Here is a 20,564-nt window from a genome sequence, read left to right as displayed (position 1 = left end):
GGGAATCAAACATAATATAGAGAAATTTATTTAGGAGGGGCTTCAATGAAAATGGCAGCTAAGCAGCTCTCGATTGCAGCATTAGGCGGGGTTCATGAAATCGGTAAAAATATGTATATCCTGCAATACGCAGATGACATTGTCGTTATTGATTGCGGCTCTAAATTTCCAGATGAAAGTCTTTTAGGAATTGACCTAATTATTCCTGATGTTTCGTATTTATTAAATAATATTGATAAGGTACAAGCATTGGTGGTTACTCATGGACATGAGGATCATATCGGTGGGATTCCTTACCTGCTTAAACAGTTGAATATCCCGATATATGCTTCCCGATTAACCCTAGGATTAATCGAAAATAAACTTAGGGAACATGGGATTTTACGACAAACGAAACTCAATTGTATTGATTCAGAATCTACTTTAACCCTGGGTGCCATTACTACAACATTTTTTAATACAAATCATAGCATTCCAGATTGCCTTGGCGTAGTATTCGATACACCTGAAGGTACCGTAGTTCATACGGGAGACTTCAAATTTGACATGACGCCCGTCAACAAGCAGTATCCAGATATACATAAAATGGCCGATATCGGTAAAAAGGGTGTAAAGATCCTGCTTTCAGAAAGCACCAATGCTGAGCGCCCTGGCTTCACCCCTTCTGAGAAGCTTGTTGGCGCTCACATAGAAGAAGCCTTTTTAAAAGCAGAACGTAGAATTTTTATTTCTACCTTCGCCTCAAATGTACATCGTCTACAGCAGATCATTGATGCTTCTCATTTAACTGAACGTAAATTGACCTTACTCGGCAGAAGTATGGTTAATGTAGTCGGAGTAGCCCAAGAGCTCGGTTACTTAAACATTCCGGACAATATGCTGATCGAACCTGCAGAAGCTGCTAAGCTTCCTCCGGCTCAGGTAACTGTTTTATGTACAGGCAGTCAAGGAGAGCCCATGGCCGCCCTCTCCCGCTTAGCGAACTCAAGCCATCGATTGATGGAGATCCAGGCTGGGGACACGGTTCTGCTCGCAGCCAATCCCATCCCAGGAAATGAAAGAAATGTTTCAAGGATTGTCGATAATTTATATATGCTGGGTGCTAAAGTCATCTATGGTTCACGCAGTGAGCTTCACGTCTCAGGGCATGGTAGCCAAGAGGAACTTAAGCTAATGCTGACTCTAATGAAACCTGAATACTTTATTCCGATCCATGGTGAATACCGCATGCTGCATCATCACAGCTTGTTAGCGGAGGCGGTAGGCGTCAAACCAGAAAATATCTTTATTCTAAAAAATGGGGACATCGTCGAGTCATCGTCTGGTGTTGTCCGCCAATCCGGTCGAGTGACTGCTGGGCAAATTCTAGTGGATGGCCTTGGGATCGGTGATATTGGAAATGTTGTGCTTCGCGATCGTCGCCAGCTGTCAGCAGACGGCATACTGATTACGGTGATTACACTGAGCCAAACCGATGGACGTCTATTAAATGAGCCGGACACCATTTCCAGGGGATTCGTTTATGTCCGTAACTCCGATAATTTAATGGACGAGATCAACCAGCATGTAACATCGACCCTTAAAAAGATGAACGAAACGGATCTCGGCCAATGGAATATCATCAAGCAGACCATCAAAGAATCATTAAGTAAGTTCCTATACGAGAAAACGAAACGGCGTCCAATGATCCTTCCAATCATCATTGAGGTTTAATGTAGGAATGCATCCAAATAGAATTGGCGGATTCTCACTCCATTATGAGTAAGAATTCGCCTTTTTGTGTTTTATAGTTTTAATACTCTTCTTTTATATATTCTGCTGATAGTATTAGATTCAGGTGCAAATTTCTACATACTGAAGTACAACTAAGCAAGAATTATCAAAATCCCTTTAAATAAATGAGGTATATTAAGACCAGAACAAGGAGGTGATCAGGCTGTATTACAAGATGATTCACAATAGTATTGAATTTATTGAGAACCATTTGGAAGAAGAAGAATTGAATCTGGACAGAATTGCGAAAGAGGCTGGATTCTCCAAATATCATTTCCATCGGCTCTTTCAGAAATATGTCGGCAAAAGTGTAGCTGAATACATTCGTTCCCGTAGGTTGAGTTCTGCTGCCCAACTGCTGCTCTATTCCGAAGAACGCATTCTAGATATTGCACTTCTTTATGGTTTTGATAGTCAAGAGGCTTTTACAAGAGCTTTTAAAGGACTTTATGCTCTCCCCCCAGCCCAATACAGGTCACAGATAAAACTATTGATTCAGGAAAGAGAGGAATTTACCATGTCCGAAATTAAAGGTTGGTTCATCACCGGAACATCCCCCAGCAAATATAAGGCATCATTAGATATGCAGATTTACCATAAGGGAAGGAACTCTGTATCACTGGAATGCGCAGAAACTGAACCACTCGAAGGGAACGAATTCGGTACTCTAATGCAGCAGTTTGACGCAAAAAATTATCTTGGGAAACGGATGCGGTTTGCCGGATTTATCCGGACCGAAGAAGTAAGCGACTGGTGCGGCTTATGGATGCGTATTGATGACAAGCTCCAGAATATGCTGGGTTTTGACAACATGCAGTACAGAAGTATTAAAGGAACTGCTTCCTGGAATTTTTACGCTTGTGTGCTGGATATCCCGGCAGAGGCGGATTGTATCAACATAGGTATTCTCCTATCCGGATCCGGAAAGATTTGGCTGGATGACTGCACCTTTGAAGAAGTAGGCCTGGACGTTCCCGTCACTGATTCCCGTGCACGGACAGAAGAATTTCCGACGGAACCGCAGAATCTGAAGTTTGAAGCCTAAAGTTTGCTTACCGGCGGAAAGTTTTGAGGAGTGATCTATTGTTTGTGTTAATTATGGAAATCATGAAGACAGCCATTCAATTTTTGACGGATTTGTTATCTGGGAATCTGCCAAAATACTTTTACCTCTGGTGTGGTCTATTTATGCTATTTGTAATCATCTACGCCTATCTTGAGGTACGGATGAAGTATAAATCAGTCGATTTTATAAAAGGCATCTGCATTGAAAGTGTCTCCCATCTTGCAGGCTGGATCATCGGTATCCTAGTAACCTTGTGTAGTTACATTATCCATCCTCAGTGGTGTTTTTGCGTTACTGTTCAAGATTTCTCAGAGAGATGGAATCATTGCCTCAGACGCCAATTTTAATCGTCACAGTTAATGCAGATGGTGCCTCGGGATAAAAAAACAGGATACCCTTCGGAGAATCGAAGTAAGGTATCCTGTTTAAGATTCGTTAATTGAACTCGTATACTTAGAATACTTTCGTCGTCCAATCTTCGCAATTCCAGATATCGGTTACGATGTCCTGATAAAAATCGGGTTCGTGAGAAATCATAAGAATGCTTCCTTTGTATGCTTTTAGAGCGCGTTTCAGTTCATCTTTGGCATCGATATCCAAGTGGTTCGTCGGCTCATCCAATACAAGAATATTAGTTTCGCTATTAATGAGTTTACATAGACGCACTTTAGCTTTTTCCCCACCACTTAGAACAGCAATCTTACTCTCAATATGCTTCGTAGTTAATCCGCATTTAGCAAGGGCAGCACGTACTTCGAATTGTGACAGAGACGGGAACGTGTCCCAGATTTCCTCAATACAAGTCTTGTAATTGCCTTCCTTCATCTCTTGCTCAAAATAGCCAATCTCCTGATGGTATCCACGTTCTACCGAACCGGACAATGCAGAGATTTCACCTAAAATGCTGCGCAGCAAAGTTGTTTTACCAATTCCGTTTGCCCCAACCAACGCGATCTTCTGTCCACGCTCCATCAGCAAATTAAGCGGTCTGGACAATGGAGAATCGTAGCCGATAACCAATTCTTTTGCTTCGAAAATCATCTTGCCCGCAGTTTTACCTTCTTTAAAGTTAAACTGTGGTTTCGGTTTCTCCTTGGCAATCTCGATGATCTCCATCTTGTCGAGCTTCTTCTGTCTGGACATCGCCATATTACGGGTTGCCACGCTGGCTTTATTACGAGCTACGAAATCCTTCAGCTCTGCTATTTCTTGCTTTTGACGATTATAAGCAGATTCAAGCTGTTGTTTTCTCATTTCGTAGACTTGTTGGAATTGCTCATAATCACCCACATAACGGGTCAGCTTTTGATTTTCCATATGGTAGATCAGGTTGATAACGCTATTCAAGAATGGCATATCGTGAGAGATCAGAATAAAGGCATTATCATACTCTTGAAGATAACGTCTCAGCCACTCAATATGCTGCTCATCCAGATAGTTGGTAGGCTCATCGAGGAGCAAAATATCTGGTTTTTCAAGCAATAGCTTCGCAAGCAAGATTTTGGTACGTTGACCACCACTAAGATCGGCTACATCACGATCCAATCCAATGTCAGTGATCCCTAGTCCACGCGCAGTTTCTTGTACTTTCGCATCAATCATGTAAAAATCTTGATTTGTAAGTGTATCTTGGATGGTACCTACTTCTTCAAGCAGCTTTTCCAGCTCTTCAGGTGAAACGTCACCCATTCTGCCGTACATATCATTCATCTCTTGCTCAAGATCAAACAGGTATTGAAAGGCACTTCTGAGTACGTCTTGAATCGTCATTCCTTTGGTTAACACAGCATGCTGATCGAGGTAGCCAACACGCACCCGCTTGGACCATTCGACTTTACCCTCATCAGGTTGCAGTTTGCCTGTAACAATATTCATAAAAGTGGATTTTCCTTCGCCGTTAGCGCCGAATAATCCGATATGCTCGCCTTTTAGGAGACGGAATGAAACATCCTTAAAAATCGCACGATCCCCAAAGCCATGACTTAATCCTTCAACATTTAATATGCTCATTTATGGACACCTTTTTCTTATTTTTCTCGCTATATTATAAGCAGGATTAACTAAAAACTCAATGGAGAAGCAAAAAATTATCATTTTTCAGGCTAATTTGCGAACAATTTTAGTTTTTGTGGACCGTCACTTGCCGAGATTAGGTTTGCGCTGGCGATCGCTCGTCATCTTTTATATGATAGTATGCATAGATACACTTTGGAGTTGACTTGAGAACTAAGGAGAATTAGAAATGAATAAACTTGTATTTTTTCTTGGTCCAGCTGGAGCAGGCAAAACAACGTTAGCTAAAGCGATTGCTTCGCGGCGCAAAATACCATTTTTCGATATGGATATTCTGCTACGGCCTGCTGCCGACGCCATAATGACTTTACACGGACTGGATCCGGCAGATAGAGACTCAGCAGAGTACAAAAGGTTATGCCGCGATTTAGGTTATCGAATCACTATGGATGCTGCGCTGGATAATATAGGCTTGGACGTCGATGCTTTTGTGGTTGGTCCCTTCACCAAAGAGGCGGCCAATCCTGACTGGATCAGCAATGAGTTAGTTCGGATCGGACGTTCCCTCCTTGATGTTGAAGTCAAGGTTGTCTTGGTAGGTTTAGCCAACGAGGAATTGTACCGGGAACGAATTCAAGACAGACAATCACCACTAGATGAATGGAAGTTCCAGCATTGGAATGAATTCCGCACTTCTCTTGGCAACCGTACGGTAGCATGGCCGCTCCCGGCTGAAAATATTGCGTTGATCGATAATTCTAACCCGGATATTAATGCTACCGTTGCGGCAGTAGAGCGATTTATTTACGTCTAAACTTTCGGACCCAGATGACGTTATTTCCGCTTTTATCAGCTTTTGCGCAGAGTTTCGGACCCCAGTGCAGCTATTCGTTAGAAAAGAGTGCTTGGGGAGTGTTTTTCGTGCCAATAGCGACGATGCGGTCCGTTAGGATTGCAAAAGTGCGATAATGCTGCGTTTAGGGTCAGCTGAGTCCGATAGCTGCTGCGTCCCCCGTAAAATAATGACATCAAACGATGTTTAAGGCTTTGACAAAGAGTTTTGGCTAAACTTTTGGACTCAGATGACGCTAGTTCCACATTTATCAACTTTTGCGCAGAGTTTCGGACCGCAGATGACGTTATTCCCAGAATTCTTTTATTGAATATACTTCTGACTGACCAAATCATCAGCAAGCACCGCGGTTGGTATCACAAATTCAACGGAGCCCATATAACCCGGTGCGACATCGTATTTATTAAACACAATCACAAGCTTACCTTCGGTATTGATATAAAAGCTTTGATCCTTCGTAATGGATGTAAACTGATCCGTTGGCACATCATCGCCATACTCAGGGATCCAGTAAACTTTCTCAGAGTCTGCTTTCATTTGAGCAATCATCTGTTCTTTAATATTTTCGCTGATGCGCTCAATGTATTGATCATCTTTAAATAACATTGGTAATGTAATAAGGATCTGATTTTCTTTGTCTATCGTATCAAAAGTAACTTCCATTGAAGATGAACCAGCGGTTTCCTCAACATATCTGCCAATGGAGAAAATATGCTCATTATCCGTTTTCACTTCATAACCAACATCCAGCCCCAAATGGCCCCCACCTTGTTCCTTCAACGCTTCGATCTCCGCTTGGAACTTTTCGTATAGTGCTTTATTCTCACTTAAATATTTGCTGTTCAATCCAAGCTCCAGTTCTTTGTTCTCCATATCCGTTACGGCTGGAACTTTGATATTAGCATCGTAGTTCTCTTCTTCTACAACGTATTCTTTAATAGTTAGCACTTTTATTATCCGATCAACGCCTGGGATGGAAGATAATGCACTAGCTACGGTTGTACTGGTGTTTATGGCTACTAGAAAAATAACTGCGGCCGCTCCAACACTAGCCACCCACTTAGTTGTTGTGTGTTTTTTTCTATTGGCTTTAAGTGACTGCTTTATAGAGCGGTTTACAATCAAATCAAGTTCATCCGGAATGGGAATATCGGTATACTCTTTATGTAATTCTTGTATTCTTTCGTCCATCTTACTTTATCTCCTTTAAGGCTTCATCATTCAGCTTCACTCGCAATAACTGAAGGGCCTGATACAGCCTTGTCTTTATTGTATTGGTGTTCTCATTAAGAACTTCAGCCACTTCATTAATCTTCATATCCTCAAAATATCTAAGCACGATCACACTTCGGTATTTCGCCGGCAGCTCTTCCAGTGTTCTTTTCAAATCCATATCTGTATAGTTATCCTCAACAGCCGGACTATAGGTTTCTATTATCTCTGGCTCCATCGTCTGAACCTTCTTGTTTCTGCGCAAAAAGTCTAAAGAGGTATTCACGACAATCCTGTAAAACCAGCTTTTCACGGCATCGTGATCCTTTAGCAAATCCATTCGTGTCATCGCTTTATAAATAGAATCCTGCACAATGTCGAGGGCATCCTCTTTGTTTTTCACATAACTGTAAGCAAGCCGGTATACATTTTCTTTGTTTTCTTTGATACATCGCGTCAATATTTTCTCGGTTTTCCTATTCAACATGGTCGATTATCCTTCTCTGTTTGTGATCTGGTGTTGTAACAGGAGTAAGACGTTTGGTGAGTATAAAAAAGTTTGGAGATTCCAAATAAATTATTTATTTTCTTTTTCCAAAGCTTTAATTAGAATTGATGCATAATACTTGGCACCCTCACGTTTCAGATGAACACCATCTTTGTAGAAGTAGTCGTCTTTTCCTTCACTAGCTGAGTACCAGTCTACTATGGTCGTATTCCTGAATTCACTGGAAACTTTTGAAAGGGTGGAATTCACAGTCTGCTCCCACTTTCTCGGCACACGTGTATTGACCAAAATAATCTGCTCCGCATCGCTTAACGAGTTTAATAGTTTACGTAATTGCTTGGAGTTAAAAGCTCCATTCGTCCCCAGCTCTATGATCATCCGCTTCCCTAACCGTCCTTGTGCTCTAAGCTGATCAACCACCTCCTGTGCCTGCATCATCTGTCTGCCGACCTTTCCATCGATAACAATACCAGGGAAACTTTCTACCAAAAATGGTGCCGCATCCAAAATGACAGAATCGCCAATGGCCGTAATATTCTTTCCGGTTTGATTTTTTTCGGTTACCGCTATGTTTCCTTCTCGTTCAGCTTGTTTCTCTTCAGTGTCAGGTTTTTGCTTCTCAACATCCGTCGTATCTTTTTCTACGGGTGGTGCCAATGAGTTGTGATCTATTGGATCTAGCGCTGTTCCTTCTTGCTGTACATTCTCCTTATCTGCAACTTCGATTGGACGCGTGTCAGATTCAGCATTGGATAAATATCCATTGCAGGCAATCGGAATAAGAATCAAAAAGATCATGGTCATAAGAAAGACTGGGCGGTAGCTGCGGCGTTGTTTCGCACTCCAATGGTTCCAAATGTTTCTTAATGATTTCCGCCGGAGCGGCTCCTCCACATATTTGTATGATAAGGCTGCCAGTAGAAAACTTCCTGCTAACTGAAGGATAATACGAAGCACGCCGCTCTCATCTGGATTCCCATTAGGGCTGGTAAGAATAATTACGGGATAATGCCAAAGGTATAAGCTATATGAACGTACACCTATCCATCGCAAAGGTTTGCAGCCTATTTTCCGGCCAAGAGAACTGGCAGGATGAGCAAGCACGGCAATCACTACTGCAGTAATGATAGAAATGATCAAAAATCCACCACGATATAGTGATTCATCAAATTCGTTAATCCGGTAAACTAGCACCATTAATACCAGCAGTCCCAGAGCACCAATGATATCAAACATATAACGAGATCTTTCTGTGACTGTATTTTTAAGTTTCTGACTAGGCCATGCAACGGCAAGCGCCGCTCCAACTAGAAGTGCAAATATGCGAGTATCTGTTCCATAATAGACCCTGCTTGGATCTGTGCCCGGTACATAGAACATAGCCATGGCTAAAGCTGAGACAGCAGCACAAGCCAGAATCCAGGCAGTAAGTTTACCTCGACGAGGTATGATCTTTAGTCCTAATACGAGCAGCAGCGGCCATAGAATATAAAACTGTTCTTCAATAGAAAGTGACCATAAATGTCCGATCGGTGAAGGAGGTCCAAAGCTTTCGAAGTACGAAACATCATGAAATATTAACCACCAGTTATTAACGTAAAATAGTGATGACATGAAATCTCCTGTCAGCCCATTTAATCTCGTGGGATCTATGATTAAGAGCCATAAGGTGACAACGATCAGCATGACTATCGTCGCCGGCAGCAACCTCCGTGCTCTACGTATCCAAAAGTCCAGAAGGTCCAATCTTCGATGACGCTCCCATTGGTTAATGATTTGGTCTGTGATGAGATAACCCGAGATCACAAAAAAGATTCCCACTCCCAGCAGTCCACCCCCAGCCCATTTCAAATTCAAATGATAGGCTATGACAGCGAGTACAGAAAAAGCTCTTAGTCCATCAATTCCAGGCATATAACGCTTGTTGTCATTCATTCTGTTTCAGTCCTTACCCTTAATTTGTTGTTCATAGGCAGGACGCAGGAGTAGCACAAAAAGTTCTTTTAACTGGTTATTCTGTTATCAAAAGTAAAAAAACACCCGCGCAAGAATTACCCTGCGGGATGTTTTTAAAAAATCTAACTACTTTCACAAACTTCTAAAAGGTTATTTCTGAACTTCAACCTGTAGAATTTCTGATACGAATTGAACAGGTACATAGGTTTTGTTATCTTGCAGAACAGGGGCAGCACCTAAAGCTTTAGGAGTCGTTTTTGCGAAGAAGTAAGAATCTTTGTTAAGCGTAACACTTGTCCACTGTGCACCTTTCATCAATTCAGCGGTTTTGGTAGACTGATTCCATTTCAATTCATAGTTTAGTTGACTGGCCACATCACGAAGCGATACCATGCGCACGCCTTTCTTATTCGTGAAAGTAGCTACTTTTTTCAAATCTAGCTTAGTTGTATCCGTTGAACTATGATTTAAGCTGAACCGAAACTCTGGTGAACCTACATAACCTGGTGCAATGCTGTATTTAGGGAATACGATTACTAAGTTACCTTTATCGATATAGAACGACTGCTCAGTTGAAGTTCCTGTGTACTCTTCTAAGAAATACTTATCTGAATCCTTTTTAATTTCTGCCAGAATGTCTGCATCGAGCTTCTCTTTGTAGTTAGCGCCCAGTAGATCCGTTAGTGTAACAGGTTCTGCCTCAGCTATATTTTTCACATTATAAGTATCGATCCGCGGCATGCTTGTTCCACCTTCAGAGCCTTCAGTAGTAACAGTCAAGGAGATAACACCTGCTGGAGAACCTGTTCCATCTGATTTCAGATCATAAGTAATGTAAAGAGTATAAGGATGAAATTCCATTTGATCAGCCTGTGCTTTTTTGCCCATTTCTGCGGCGTCTTTCTCCCACTGTGCCAGATCCTTTTCAGCATGAGAGAGGATAATATCGTTCAGTTCATCTTGATAATGAGTATCCAGCATTCCTGTTAGCTGTGGTACTTTTAAATCTGCAATCAGGTATTTACTTGTTGTGTTAAGTACTTTTTCTTGCACTTTAATGCCAGCAAGAGCTGGTGCCTTGGACGGTAAAGCCGCAGAAACATTAGCTGTTACTTGTGTGGGAACCATAGCATGAACCGGTAAAGAAGCTGCACTCACTCCCATAATGGCTACACATCCAACTGCACTCATTTTAAATAGATTTTTTGTTCTTTTGTTCATATCTCGTCATCCTCCATCTCTATTTATAAGTGCCTTCCGATGACACTCATTAGCTAGGACGCAGGAGGACCTCTAAAAAGTTTGCTGGTTTTCTAATTTAAATATAATTTCTTCAACTTCTGTACCCCGTAACTCTACGTAAAAAGGCTGTACCTCATCATTTAGACAATACTCTAGCCGCAGTCTGAGGTTTTTCCATGTGACCATTTCCAATGCTTGTTCTATCGAGAAAAAACCAACTTCTAAGCTCTCGGAACTAGTAGCAGGTTCGCCGCCGATGGCTTTCCCTAGAAATAGGTTAGTACAAATAGATCGATTAACATTTTGAAAAACTCCGCAGAACTTATTAATCTCTATATCAATGCCCGATTCTTCTTTGGCTTCCCTGATTGCTGCTTCTATAAGGGACTCCTCCTCTTCAACCTGTCCGCCTGGCATCTCCCAGCCTCTACGTGGACCTTTTATTAATAAGATTTCTTCTTGATCATTGAATACAACTGTAGCTGCTGAAAGAATATGTTTGGGGGGATTCATATCCATTGTTACCTCGCTCTAAATTTATTCTAAGCCCTAATTAATTCTGAATACAGGTCCTTTGGGTGAGAAAGGCAAGTCATTACCCTTGGGCAAAATATAAGCATGGTCTCTTTTAAGGATCAGCTTGTCACAATAACCATCTGTAATAATTAGAAGCGGTCCTTTTTTCGGGAAATCCTCAGCTTGTTGAATCAAATCAATAGCTGGTTGTAAGATCGTTCCCCCTCTTCCCTTCACTTGTACCCGATCCGCGATAGCCTCGGGGGGCATGTAACCTGCATCATAAGGACAAGCATCACAAAAGATAATCCGTGCAAAAGGAACATCACGAGCCTGCGCATAACTTGAAATGGCCCCTAATGCTTTGGCCAGAAGTTTTTTATCCATTGAGCCTGAGGTATCTAAAATAACGCCAAAAGTACGGCCATCATCTGCAGCACCGCTATGAACCCACTGTGGTCGAGGGATATCAGGCGTAGAAGATTGACGTCTGCTAATTCGTGAATAAGATCTGGTCTTCTCAAGCGGTGAAAAATAATAATCAAACCACCGAGCAAGCTCTACATCCCATTTAATAGGTGGCTGGCCCAGCGCTCTAATCTCTTCAACTAGGCCTGATGGCAAAAGACCGCGACTTTGCTCTTCATGATACATAAGTCCCTGTTGCATAGCATTTTTACAGAAATCATCTAACGTCTGTCCTTCTCTCGCATCCCAAAAACTTGATGAACCGTTATCTAAAATGTCACCGAGTCCATTCCCTCTCAAGGTTGCCAGTTTCTTATAAGTGCGGATATCTCCGACCATACGATCATAAATCGTTTCAGCAGATAAACCTTTAAGCTCAGGATCTAATAAGAGTCCAATTCGCGGATACTCCCCTACACTCATTTCCACTAGCCATAAATTTATAACGTAGTCACAAGCCACATTCCAAAGATAATGATCCCGGCCAAGACATCGCTCGTGATGCTGAAGCCCCGCATGCAGAAGCTCATGCGCCATCACGAAAATACACTCCTCATCGTTTAGTCCAGCTGCAGGGTTCATGAATATTTTGCGATCAATAACGTCAATGGCAGCTATGGAAATATCTAATCGCCGACATATCGCTGGATCTTCTATAATCTCAAAGCCGGCGGCAAGCGCTCCTAATAAAGGATATCTGTCCATAAACCATCGTTTTGCCCGTTGTGGAGCTGTTAATGAAAGTGCAGGGTCACTAATAGTATTAGCATGTCCTCCAGCAACACTTACTGCATTCGTCACAGCATTAGATAACCCATAAGCAAAATAGGCTTCCCAATCCGGCGCTTTTCCCCAGTATCTTTTGGTGGTTTCTCGAACATTCATGTCCGGCTTTGAAACACCCGCAGTCCCAAAATATCTGGAGTTGTCCGGAATTCCTTTTATCATAAATTGCTCGTAAAGCTGTTGTTCATCTTTAATTGTAAGATCAATTCGCGACTCCATATCTGCGGGTATTTCCCCAAACTTCAAGTCATTTAAAAACTTTGCTATGTACACATCACATGCAACGTTCCACGCCACTTGATTCTCTTTAATCTTTAAATGTCCAAGACCTAAATGAAGAAAACAATGTGCCAAAACGTACATCCATTCAGCAACCTCGCCACGCCGTTTAGGATGAGTGTAAATATAACCGTTATTAGTGACAATTGCCCAGCCGTCTTCAGGATAGGGACTATTTTCATTATGGATAATCGAAGCTCGAACAGATAACGGCGCAAAAATAGGATGATCCGCGATTAACGAACATGCTTCATTAAAATTTTTCAAAGCGGGATTATCTGGAGTTGTTTTTTTAGCCATATTTACCCCCGCTCTTTTATTGCAAGACGTGGTAAATCACGTACAATTTCAACCATTAACCAATCTGGAATATTATCACTTTGCTCCTGCTTAGCAACTACTAGCTGTGCAATTTCGAAGCTAATGACGGACAAGTCTTTAATCAGCTTTTTAACAGTGTGTGCAAATTGGCGATGTCCATCTCGTACGTTATCTTTAATCGGAGGGAGTTCTTTGATAATCTGGGCACGCAAGGATTGCGCCAGGAAATACAGGAGATCCCGATCTTCTGGAGCCGTTGGAAATGTGGATTTACCATCTATAATTTGATTAAGTTCATATTTTCCAGTTAGATTTTTATAAAAAGCCCTGAATTGTGTGGCGTGAGAAGGTGTCAGTGAACCATTCGCTAAAATCCCCACGGTATCCACATTTATATCATCGCCAAACTCATGTAGTGCATCACTAAGCATATGCCAAGAGCGTGGCGTGGAGAAAGGCTCTTCAGTCTTTGGAGGTGCACTCCACAAATGATCGGGACGCAATTCCAGATATTCAATAACCATGGGATGAATGCTATGCTCATATGCCCAAGAGATCCAATTCTGAAACGATACATTTAACTGTATATGGAACATCCGATTGATAAGCGCGGAGGACATAGGTTTAACAATTGCACTATCTTGTGCACGGTTACCAGCTCCTATTACTATAGAGCCCTCAGGTAGGTGATAATCGCCGATGCGGCGTTCGTGGATGAGACTATAAAAAGCTTTTTGCACCTCTTGAGAACAGGCATTAAGCTCGTCCAGGAACAAACAATATGGTTCATCCCGAGCAATCATTTTTGGAGGACAGAATTGGCTCTTACCGTTAACGATTTGCGGGACTCCAATGATGTCTTCAGGTGCTAATTGAGAACCTAATAGTGACACACAAGGAAGGCCCACCTGATCAGCAAAAGCTTCTACTAGCGAAGATTTCCCAATACCAGGCGCCCCCCAGATAAAAACAGGGCGAATCACAGAAACGTTTAGAAGTACTTGCATAAGTTGAATAGGTGTTACAGGAGTTGCTAGATTCAAATAAATGCTCCTTTTTAATGAAATAATAATAAAGATAACTGTACACAGTATAACAAATAATTCATTAGCTCAGGAACGAACTTCAACAACAACACTCTATTTCATTCGAAAAAAACAAACCTTTTCTTGACGAGATATAAAAAAGGATGATATATTGTTTCACGCTTTAATAATTAAGTAGTTAATCATTTAGTTGTTATCTAAAATTTAATGGAATTACTTATTCCGCCCTATTTCATAACTTTAGGAGGCGTGATTTGGCTAATAATGAAGATTTTCTTCAGATTTCTACTATGTTCAAATCCTTTTTAAAAGGAATCTCCCAAGATTGGAACAAACAAGACTACCCCTTAAATATTACACAGTTCAAAACCCTCAGGACTTTATCTAAGAACGGTCCACAAAACGTATCACAGATTGCTGCAGCTCTGGGTATTACCTCAGCAGCAATTACAGGCGTAACAGACCAATTAATCGCTGAAGATTACGTAAATAAGGAACGCGCCAAAGATGATCGAAGGGTTGTACACATCACCATTACGCAGAAAGGAGAAGCAACGATTAAAGAGGTGCAGGAACGCCATCAAGAACTTATGGAATCTTACTTTAAGATACTGCCCGATGAAGATATTGAGCATTTAAGAAGAATTTTCGCAGTAATAATTTCTGATTTAGACAAGAGATAAAATTTTAAAAGTGGCGGGGAAACAATCGAATGGAACATTTATCCAGCAAACGAAAACTTAGTATTATGATAGCTATTATGGCTGCAATGCTGTTCGCAGCGATTAATCAGACAATTACAAGTACTGCTATGCCGCGTATAATCGCAATTCTTGATGGCATGGATTACTATACTTGGACTATTAACATTTATTTATTAACATCAACAATAGCAACCGTTCTTGTCGGTAAGTTATCTGATATGTTCGGACGTAAACCCTTTCTATTAGCAGGTATTCTCTTATTTATGGTTGGGGCTTTTCTGACAGGTACATCTTCCGATGTTTATCAATTTATCATTTACCGTGGGATTCAAGGGGTAGGTGCAGGTATTATTCAATCCACCGCATTTACTGCCGTAGGTGACTTATTTCCTCCGCGTGAACGTGGTAAATGGATGGGGTTGATGATGGCAGTATTCGGCTTCTCCAGTGTGCTTGGACCAACGCTTGGTGGCTTTTTGATTGACAATATGGATTGGCATTGGCTGTTCTGGATCTTCCTACCGCTTGGTGTAGTAGCCTTCGTGATGATTCTTACCTTATTTCCTAAAGGCAAACGCGGGGAGTCAACCAGCATCGACTATTTAGGTTCCTTGCTAATGACAACTACCATCGTGCCTCTACTGCTTGCCTTCACCTGGGCAGGTACAGAATATGATTGGGGTTCTTCGCAAATTCTCGGCCTGTTGGCGGGAACGGTCGTTTCGGCACTTCTCTTTATTTTGGTCGAATCCAAAGCTAAAAATCCAATTCTTCCGCTTCATCTATTTAAGAATAGCGTAGTTACCATATCTAATATTATTGGTTTTATTATGAACTTCGGTATGATGGGAGCTATGATCTATCTTTCCTTCTTCGTACAAGGTGTTCTGGGGATCTCCGCGACATATGCAGGGTATGTTACTATGCCAATGTCGATCGTTATGGTTGTAGCCAGTGCCCTTACCGGACAAAAGATGGCGAAAAAAGGGAAGTATAAACGTTACGCATTAATTGGAATACCCATTATGATTGCTGGTATGACAATTATGGTATTTATGAATAATGTACCGATGGCTGTCCTAAGTATGATTGTGTTTGGTCTTGGGTTAGGATTGGGAATGCCAGTATTCTCACTAGCTACTCAAAATGCGGTTTCACACACAGAACTGGGTGTAGTAACGGCCTCCTCACAATTATTCCGTAATTTAGGCGGTACGATCGGTATCGCAGTCATGGGTACCGTTATGTCAAATAGTCTTACCAAAAACTTGAAGGAAGCTCTGCAATCGTCATCAGCACCGGATTTCACACAGATAGATCCAAAACTTGCTGAGCAAATGCTCTCCTTCGCTAATCCACAGGCATTAATGAACAAACCATTGCTTGAACAGACTCAAGCTAGTCTGCCAACCGATGTACAGCCTATCTTCTTACAAATGATTGAGGGTATCCGTGACGCTTTAGGACAGACATTGTCATCCGTGTTCTTAACCGGGACCATTGTGCTTGTTGTAGCTTTCGTGCTTGTCTTCTTCCTGAAGGAGCTTCCACTTCGTACTTCTAACCAAATGCCAGTTCCTGAAGAAGCTGAACAGGACCCGTCAAACATGAAATCTTCAAAACTTGCAGTGGATAAAGCCTAACCGCAAATTACTTTGAAGCTGACTATAAAACAACAAAAACTGCAACGTACTCATGCGTAACTGAGTAAGTTGCAGTTTTTGTGTTGATCTATTATTTTACAGGTGAAAGCTCATCTTCTGTTACCCACTTATGATTTTTCACTTCATCTCCACCTGTAGTAGGTTTGTAATTAATCATGTAGACAATGGTTTTTTCTGCGGAGTTAATCTGAGCCGTTGCACCCTTCATATCCTTCATATGATCAGATTCCATAATAACCTCTGAGCCTGGTTGATAGGATATATCATCTGCTTCTTTTATTTCTTCATGAATAATCCACTTATGATTTGTGACCGGCTGACCTCCTGTAGTAGGTCTATAGGAAACATTATATGCTGTCGTCTCATAAGCTCCCACAATTGTCGCAATGGCTCCCTTCATCCCTTCCATATGGTCAGTTTGGATCACAGCTTCACTTCCTACTTTGTAAGTAGGGTTCTCCGCTACCCGCAGATCTTTTGGAACTTCACCTGAACTTGAATGTGAGTTATGTTCCATTTGTGTATCGTTAGAAGACATTTGATTGCCATAGCTATTGTCATTACTACAAGCACTTAAGCTGAAAGCAGCTGCGACGACTAGTAGAAATAATTGCTTTTTCATATAAAAGACCTCCGAAATTTTATCTGCCTATAAGTATTATTTTACCCATTTCAGAAAATCACAAACGGAACTAAGGATTCACAGTTTGTAAAACAGTAATTTATTTTCCATTAAATGAGTGTTGTCTCAATGATTAAACTATATTTATAATGTTTTCTGAAAGGAGGCTACTATAATGAAGACTAAAATATTCACTTTGTTGCTTCTTTGGGGTCTGGTGAGCATGGCTACTATGATTGGTTCTGCTAATGCAGCTCCGGTATTAACCATAGGAAGTTCTTCAGGAGATGTATGGGATCTACAATATAGATTAAAAACCCTTGATTTCTACACTGAGCCCTTAGATGGGGTATACGGATCACAAACGAAAGCAGCAGTTGCTAGATTTCAAAAGGCCTATGGAATAAGCGCTGATGGAATTTCGGGGACAAAAACTTGGAATATTTTAAAAAAACACACGCTTAATATTAATGAAATGGATATTTTGGCTAAAGTTATCTACAGTGAGTCTCGCGGTGAGCCTTATGTAGGACAAGTTGCAGTGGGTGCAGTAGTCATGAATCGTATACAATCGTCAATTTCCTGACAATATTAAAGAAGTTGTATTCCAAAAAGGAGCTTTCACAGCCGTATCTGACGGCCAGTATTGGCTTACACCAAATCAGACAGCTTATTTAGCTGCTCTTGATGCTGTTCGAGGTTGGGACCCCACAAACCATTCAATCTATTATTTCAATCCGGATACAGCAACAAGTGCATGGATCTGGTCACGTCCGCAAAACTTAAAAATTGGTAAGCACATATTTGCAAGTTAAACGCATCAAATAGCTTAGAGCAACAAAAGCCGATCTAACTATGATAGTTAGATCGGCTCTTCAATTCCAAGCACTAAAGCCATATTAATCTGCCCTACTTCGTCCTTATGGTTATACCCCATTTTATTATAGATTCTGATCGCATTTCGATTTTCTTTATCTGCTGCTAGAAAACTCCGCTTAGCGCCGTTGTTATTCCCCCAGCGTATACCTTCAACAGCTAACTTATGTCCGATACCTTGGTTATGATATTTCGGATCTACAGCTAATTCTCTAAGCCATAACACAGGTCCCTTTTCATTTTCAAATCCGTAGATGTTCAATAAACATACTCCAACAATGCTTTTATTCAATTCTGCTACAAGAATACAAGAATGATCCGATTCATTCCATGTTTGTATGAAATCCAACTCTTCACCATAGAAACCTCTTGAAAGATTTATACATGCTTTGGTGATCATACTAACCTGTAAATAGTCTTTAGGCTCAATGTTTCTTATGAATGGTGATTCTGCTTGATCGGTGATCTTCTTTGAGATATCCTCATTCCAGAAATCAATAAATTGACTAACTACCTTGAACCCCAAAGACTCCATAACTGGCATGAGATCTGGATGTATAAATTCGATATACATTCTATGAGTTCCACCCACAGGTAATTGAATAAACTTACTGGTCAGATCTATTAGTGCAGTCCTAAATAATTCTGTAGACTCGGCAGCCCAATGAATATTATGACCCTCATCAACCGATTTACATAATATAAACACACCGGGTTCATCAATAAGAATATCCTCAGGCGCCTGTAGTTCCAGCTCTTCAACATCCAAATATTGCAAAGAACTGTACTTATAAGCTTTCGCTTTTAGGAATGAATTCTTAAACATAACTTCGAAATAATCCCCTTTTATCGATTCGATAATTTTGATTGGTTACTAAATGTAAAAATCATCTTTAATTCATCATCATATGACTTCCCGCATTCCTCTAAATAACTATCACCAGTGTATTCTTTTAAAGTTTTCCTCCAAAAATGCTGTGCTCTCCCATTTGTGCCCGTGGGATTTGTTTGCAACTCCCAGTTACCCAAATGAAGCTTAAAGACTTCCTTAGCTGCATATTCAGCAATTCCCTTACCACGGAAGGGCCGTAGAATAAAAAATTCATTCAAATAGAATTCACAAGCAGACGGTGTGTAAGGCGGTGTAGCAACTAATGCAAATCCTACTGGAATATCATTTTCTTTTATTAAATAAGGATACAAAACGCCAGCTTTCTCCCACCAAATGTCGAAGACTTTATTCTGTTCCTTCAGTGTCTGTGTCTCGTCCTCCTCGAATACCCCGTATCGATTAGGAATCGTCCCCCATATTTCTGATAGATCGTGTAAGTATAGTGGGTAGAGGTTGTTAATAATAAACTTCGAGGCACTATCAGTTAAGGTGATTGTGATATTCATATCGTTACCTTCCTACCTTCTATCGAATTTTTGAATATATTAATGGAGATCACTCAAATAACATTCTGTATAATTATCTTTTGTATACTCTGTAAGTACTTTCCGTTAAAATATTATGGCAGAATAACTTTTTATCTTCAACGGTTCAGGAACAAACTTAATCTCCATCATCCCCCACAATTTCTTCTCAATAATTACTTCTTTTCTCAGTATAATTACGACCTCGCTCTAGTTATATGCCATATTCGATTAGAATTAATTTTTATATAATGTCACCATTTATATTTGATAATTAAGTTAAGCGTACCTGTACTTCTATATACTCGACTCGCCTTAACTTTTGCGGATATAGTACAAACCTCTAGCATATTATAATTGTATAAAAATGGGAGGTGTGCTCAGATATACCGGATCCTTTTGTTTCGAGATCTCTAGATGAAATACGATTCTGGTCACGAATCATGAAAGAACACTCTTTTTTTCTTAAATTAGGGTTTCGTTGTGAAGACACGCAACTAATTAATGAAGCAAACCATTTCTATGCCACATTCGAAGCCATAGAGAATAGATCACTCGGATTTACTGTGGATTCTGATCCAGCAGTAATACGGAAGTTTAATGAGGAAGTTCATAGTGCAGCTTCACATATCTGGGCGTTCAAAAGAAAAATACTAGGTCTAATTCTACAATGTAAGCTTCCAGGCGGAACGAACTTCCCCTTATTAGTGGATCATGTCAGTAGGGAAGCCAACTATTTTCGAAATCGACTGGAAGAACTGAATCAGGGTAGGTTAGATCCTTTACCAGACGCAATTATTAATGAAAATGTATTCTTCCTACGTATAATGGCAGACCATGCTAAATTCATTGGTCATTTATTGGACCCTTCTGAACGTCAACTTGTTGAACAAGCAAGAAATTTCAGCCATGACTTTGATGTTTTGCTGTATCAAGCTATTGATCTTAGCTCCATGCGTCCTCAATCCCAAACCAAACCCCTGCTCAGTCAGCAACTTGACGAGAATAAAGTCTCAGTTAAATCTCTCCGTGACTTTAAGAAAACGGCACGAGATCTTATTGAGGAATGTCGAATAAAGAGCATCATCCATCCATTACTTGCGGATCATGTATTCCGAGAAGCAGAACGATTCCTGTATATAATTGATGCATTTGAAGCCTCTTTGAATATGAATAAACAAATCGTATAGCATTACATATTTAATGGATAGGGCGACAACTTGTATCAAAAAATACAGGTTGT

The 20,564-nt window shown here is 40.8% G+C and carries 18 protein-coding genes and 1 pseudogene; 8 read left to right on the top strand and 11 right to left on the bottom strand.

Annotation, left to right across the window (positions count from 1 at the left end; all coding sequences use genetic code 11):
* Positions 1–45 precede the first annotated feature (45 nt).
* The 3 genes from NSQ50_RS14545 (at position 46) to NSQ50_RS14535 (ending at position 3,186) form a co-directional block, all read left to right on the top strand.
* Positions 46–1,713: a ribonuclease J gene (locus NSQ50_RS14545; RefSeq protein WP_244886483.1), complete on the top strand. Its 1,668-nt coding sequence runs from the start codon at positions 46–48 to the stop codon at positions 1,711–1,713.
* Between the two features lie 235 nt (positions 1,714–1,948).
* Positions 1,949–2,818, top strand: coding sequence for a helix-turn-helix transcriptional regulator (locus NSQ50_RS14540; RefSeq protein WP_076099285.1), 870 nt, complete (start codon positions 1,949–1,951; stop codon positions 2,816–2,818).
* A gap of 44 nt (positions 2,819–2,862) precedes the next feature.
* Positions 2,863–3,186: a DUF5823 family protein gene (locus tag NSQ50_RS14535; RefSeq protein ID WP_235219403.1), complete on the top strand. Its 324-nt coding sequence runs from the start codon at positions 2,863–2,865 to the stop codon at positions 3,184–3,186.
* A gap of 106 nt (positions 3,187–3,292) precedes the next feature.
* Here the strand turns inward: NSQ50_RS14535 and NSQ50_RS14530 are convergent, their stop codons facing one another.
* Positions 3,293–4,849: an ABC-F family ATP-binding cassette domain-containing protein gene (locus NSQ50_RS14530; protein ID WP_036677991.1), complete on the bottom strand. Its 1,557-nt coding sequence runs from the start codon at positions 4,847–4,849 to the stop codon at positions 3,293–3,295.
* Positions 4,850–5,081: 232 nt separating this feature from the next.
* Between NSQ50_RS14530 and NSQ50_RS14525 the strand changes: the two genes are divergently transcribed.
* Positions 5,082–5,666 (top strand): AAA family ATPase, encoded by a 585-nt coding sequence (locus NSQ50_RS14525; protein ID WP_076105648.1) that lies wholly within the window; start codon positions 5,082–5,084, stop codon positions 5,664–5,666.
* A 342-nt stretch (positions 5,667–6,008) separates the two neighbouring features.
* Here the strand turns inward: NSQ50_RS14525 and NSQ50_RS14520 are convergent, their stop codons facing one another.
* The 7 genes from NSQ50_RS14520 to NSQ50_RS14490 form a co-directional block, all read right to left on the bottom strand.
* A complete protein-coding gene (locus NSQ50_RS14520) occupies positions 6,009–6,896 on the bottom strand; it encodes an RsiV family protein (protein ID WP_036677997.1) in 888 nt (295 codons plus the stop codon).
* Between the two features lies 1 nt (position 6,897).
* On the bottom strand, positions 6,898–7,404 hold the full coding sequence (locus NSQ50_RS14515; RefSeq protein WP_038570883.1) for an RNA polymerase sigma factor: 507 nt from the start codon (positions 7,402–7,404) through the stop codon (positions 6,898–6,900).
* A 90-nt stretch (positions 7,405–7,494) separates the two neighbouring features.
* The gene (locus NSQ50_RS14510) at positions 7,495–9,360 is read right to left on the bottom strand and encodes an acyltransferase family protein (RefSeq protein ID WP_076222577.1); all 1,866 of its coding nucleotides are present in this window, start codon (positions 9,358–9,360) and stop codon (positions 7,495–7,497) included.
* 171 nt (positions 9,361–9,531) lie between these two features.
* Positions 9,532–10,602 (bottom strand): stalk domain-containing protein, encoded by a 1,071-nt coding sequence (locus NSQ50_RS14505; protein ID WP_076141655.1) that lies wholly within the window; start codon positions 10,600–10,602, stop codon positions 9,532–9,534.
* A gap of 72 nt (positions 10,603–10,674) precedes the next feature.
* Positions 10,675–11,136, bottom strand: coding sequence for an NUDIX hydrolase (locus tag NSQ50_RS14500; RefSeq protein WP_076099361.1), 462 nt, complete (start codon positions 11,134–11,136; stop codon positions 10,675–10,677).
* 36 nt (positions 11,137–11,172) lie between these two features.
* Positions 11,173–12,972: a vWA domain-containing protein gene (locus tag NSQ50_RS14495; RefSeq protein ID WP_076141656.1), complete on the bottom strand. Its 1,800-nt coding sequence runs from the start codon at positions 12,970–12,972 to the stop codon at positions 11,173–11,175.
* A gap of 2 nt (positions 12,973–12,974) precedes the next feature.
* Positions 12,975–14,036 carry an AAA family ATPase gene (locus NSQ50_RS14490; RefSeq protein WP_076141657.1) on the bottom strand — a complete coding sequence of 354 codons (1,062 nt, stop codon included), beginning with the start codon at positions 14,034–14,036 and terminating at the stop codon, positions 12,975–12,977.
* A 257-nt stretch (positions 14,037–14,293) separates the two neighbouring features.
* Here NSQ50_RS14490 and NSQ50_RS14485 point away from each other — a divergent pair, with 257 nt between their 5' ends.
* Both NSQ50_RS14485 and NSQ50_RS14480 read left to right on the top strand, forming a co-directional pair.
* Positions 14,294–14,722 carry a MarR family winged helix-turn-helix transcriptional regulator gene (locus NSQ50_RS14485; protein WP_036678010.1) on the top strand — a complete coding sequence of 143 codons (429 nt, stop codon included), beginning with the start codon at positions 14,294–14,296 and terminating at the stop codon, positions 14,720–14,722.
* Positions 14,723–14,751: 29 nt separating this feature from the next.
* A complete protein-coding gene (locus tag NSQ50_RS14480) occupies positions 14,752–16,386 on the top strand; it encodes an MDR family MFS transporter (protein ID WP_076099291.1) in 1,635 nt (544 codons plus the stop codon).
* Positions 16,387–16,477: 91 nt separating this feature from the next.
* On the opposite strand, the gene NSQ50_RS14475 is transcribed toward NSQ50_RS14480, so the two are convergent.
* Positions 16,478–17,029: a YdhK family protein gene (locus tag NSQ50_RS14475; protein WP_076099292.1), complete on the bottom strand. Its 552-nt coding sequence runs from the start codon at positions 17,027–17,029 to the stop codon at positions 16,478–16,480.
* 175 nt (positions 17,030–17,204) lie between these two features.
* On the opposite strand from NSQ50_RS14475, the pseudogene NSQ50_RS14470 reads away from it, so the two are divergent.
* A pseudogene (locus tag NSQ50_RS14470) lies at positions 17,205–17,844 on the top strand (cell wall hydrolase).
* A gap of 47 nt (positions 17,845–17,891) precedes the next feature.
* On the opposite strand, the gene NSQ50_RS14465 reads toward NSQ50_RS14470, so the two are convergent.
* Together NSQ50_RS14465 and NSQ50_RS14460 are read right to left on the bottom strand one after the other, a co-directional pair.
* Positions 17,892–18,731, bottom strand: a complete 840-nt coding sequence (locus NSQ50_RS14465; protein ID WP_076215416.1) for a GNAT family N-acetyltransferase — start codon at positions 18,729–18,731, stop codon at positions 17,892–17,894.
* 20 nt (positions 18,732–18,751) lie between these two features.
* A complete protein-coding gene (locus NSQ50_RS14460; protein ID WP_076215421.1) occupies positions 18,752–19,303 on the bottom strand; it encodes a GNAT family N-acetyltransferase in 552 nt (183 codons plus the stop codon).
* A 404-nt stretch (positions 19,304–19,707) separates the two neighbouring features.
* Between NSQ50_RS14460 and NSQ50_RS14455 the strand changes: the two genes are divergently transcribed.
* Entirely contained in the window at positions 19,708–20,511 is an 804-nt protein-coding gene (locus NSQ50_RS14455; RefSeq protein ID WP_036678028.1) for a DUF2935 domain-containing protein, read from the top strand.
* Positions 20,512–20,564 lie beyond the last annotated feature (53 nt).

This window comes from Paenibacillus sp. FSL R10-2788 (assembly GCF_038003885.1).
GTDB lineage: Bacteria > Bacillota > Bacilli > Paenibacillales > Paenibacillaceae > Paenibacillus_AQ > Paenibacillus_AQ odorifer.
This window is presented reverse-complemented; position numbering and strand designations above follow the sequence as displayed.

Bases quoted from the DNA above. Each gene is read 5' to 3' on its own strand.
- NSQ50_RS14545 (WP_244886483.1), top strand. From the start codon at position 46: ATGAAAATGGCAGCTAAGCAGCTCTCGATTGCAGCATTAGGCGGGGTT.
- NSQ50_RS14540 (WP_076099285.1), top strand. From the start codon at position 1,949: ATGATTCACAATAGTATTGAATTTATTGAGAACCATTTGGAAGAAGAA.
- NSQ50_RS14530 (WP_036677991.1), bottom strand. From the start codon at position 4,849: ATGAGCATATTAAATGTTGAAGGATTAAGTCATGGCTTTGGGGATCGT.
- NSQ50_RS14525 (WP_076105648.1), top strand. From the start codon at position 5,082: ATGAATAAACTTGTATTTTTTCTTGGTCCAGCTGGAGCAGGCAAAACA.
- NSQ50_RS14520 (WP_036677997.1), bottom strand. From the start codon at position 6,896: ATGGACGAAAGAATACAAGAATTACATAAAGAGTATACCGATATTCCC.
- NSQ50_RS14515 (WP_038570883.1), bottom strand. From the start codon at position 7,404: ATGTTGAATAGGAAAACCGAGAAAATATTGACGCGATGTATCAAAGAA.
- NSQ50_RS14510 (WP_076222577.1), bottom strand. From the start codon at position 9,360: ATGAATGACAACAAGCGTTATATGCCTGGAATTGATGGACTAAGAGCT.
- NSQ50_RS14505 (WP_076141655.1), bottom strand. From the start codon at position 10,602: ATGAACAAAAGAACAAAAAATCTATTTAAAATGAGTGCAGTTGGATGT.
- NSQ50_RS14500 (WP_076099361.1), bottom strand. From the start codon at position 11,136: ATGAATCCCCCCAAACATATTCTTTCAGCAGCTACAGTTGTATTCAAT.
- NSQ50_RS14495 (WP_076141656.1), bottom strand. From the start codon at position 12,972: ATGGCTAAAAAAACAACTCCAGATAATCCCGCTTTGAAAAATTTTAAT.
- NSQ50_RS14480 (WP_076099291.1), top strand. From the start codon at position 14,752: ATGGAACATTTATCCAGCAAACGAAAACTTAGTATTATGATAGCTATT.
- NSQ50_RS14475 (WP_076099292.1), bottom strand. From the start codon at position 17,029: ATGAAAAAGCAATTATTTCTACTAGTCGTCGCAGCTGCTTTCAGCTTA.
- NSQ50_RS14465 (WP_076215416.1), bottom strand. From the start codon at position 18,731: ATGTTTAAGAATTCATTCCTAAAAGCGAAAGCTTATAAGTACAGTTCT.
- NSQ50_RS14460 (WP_076215421.1), bottom strand. From the start codon at position 19,303: ATGAATATCACAATCACCTTAACTGATAGTGCCTCGAAGTTTATTATT.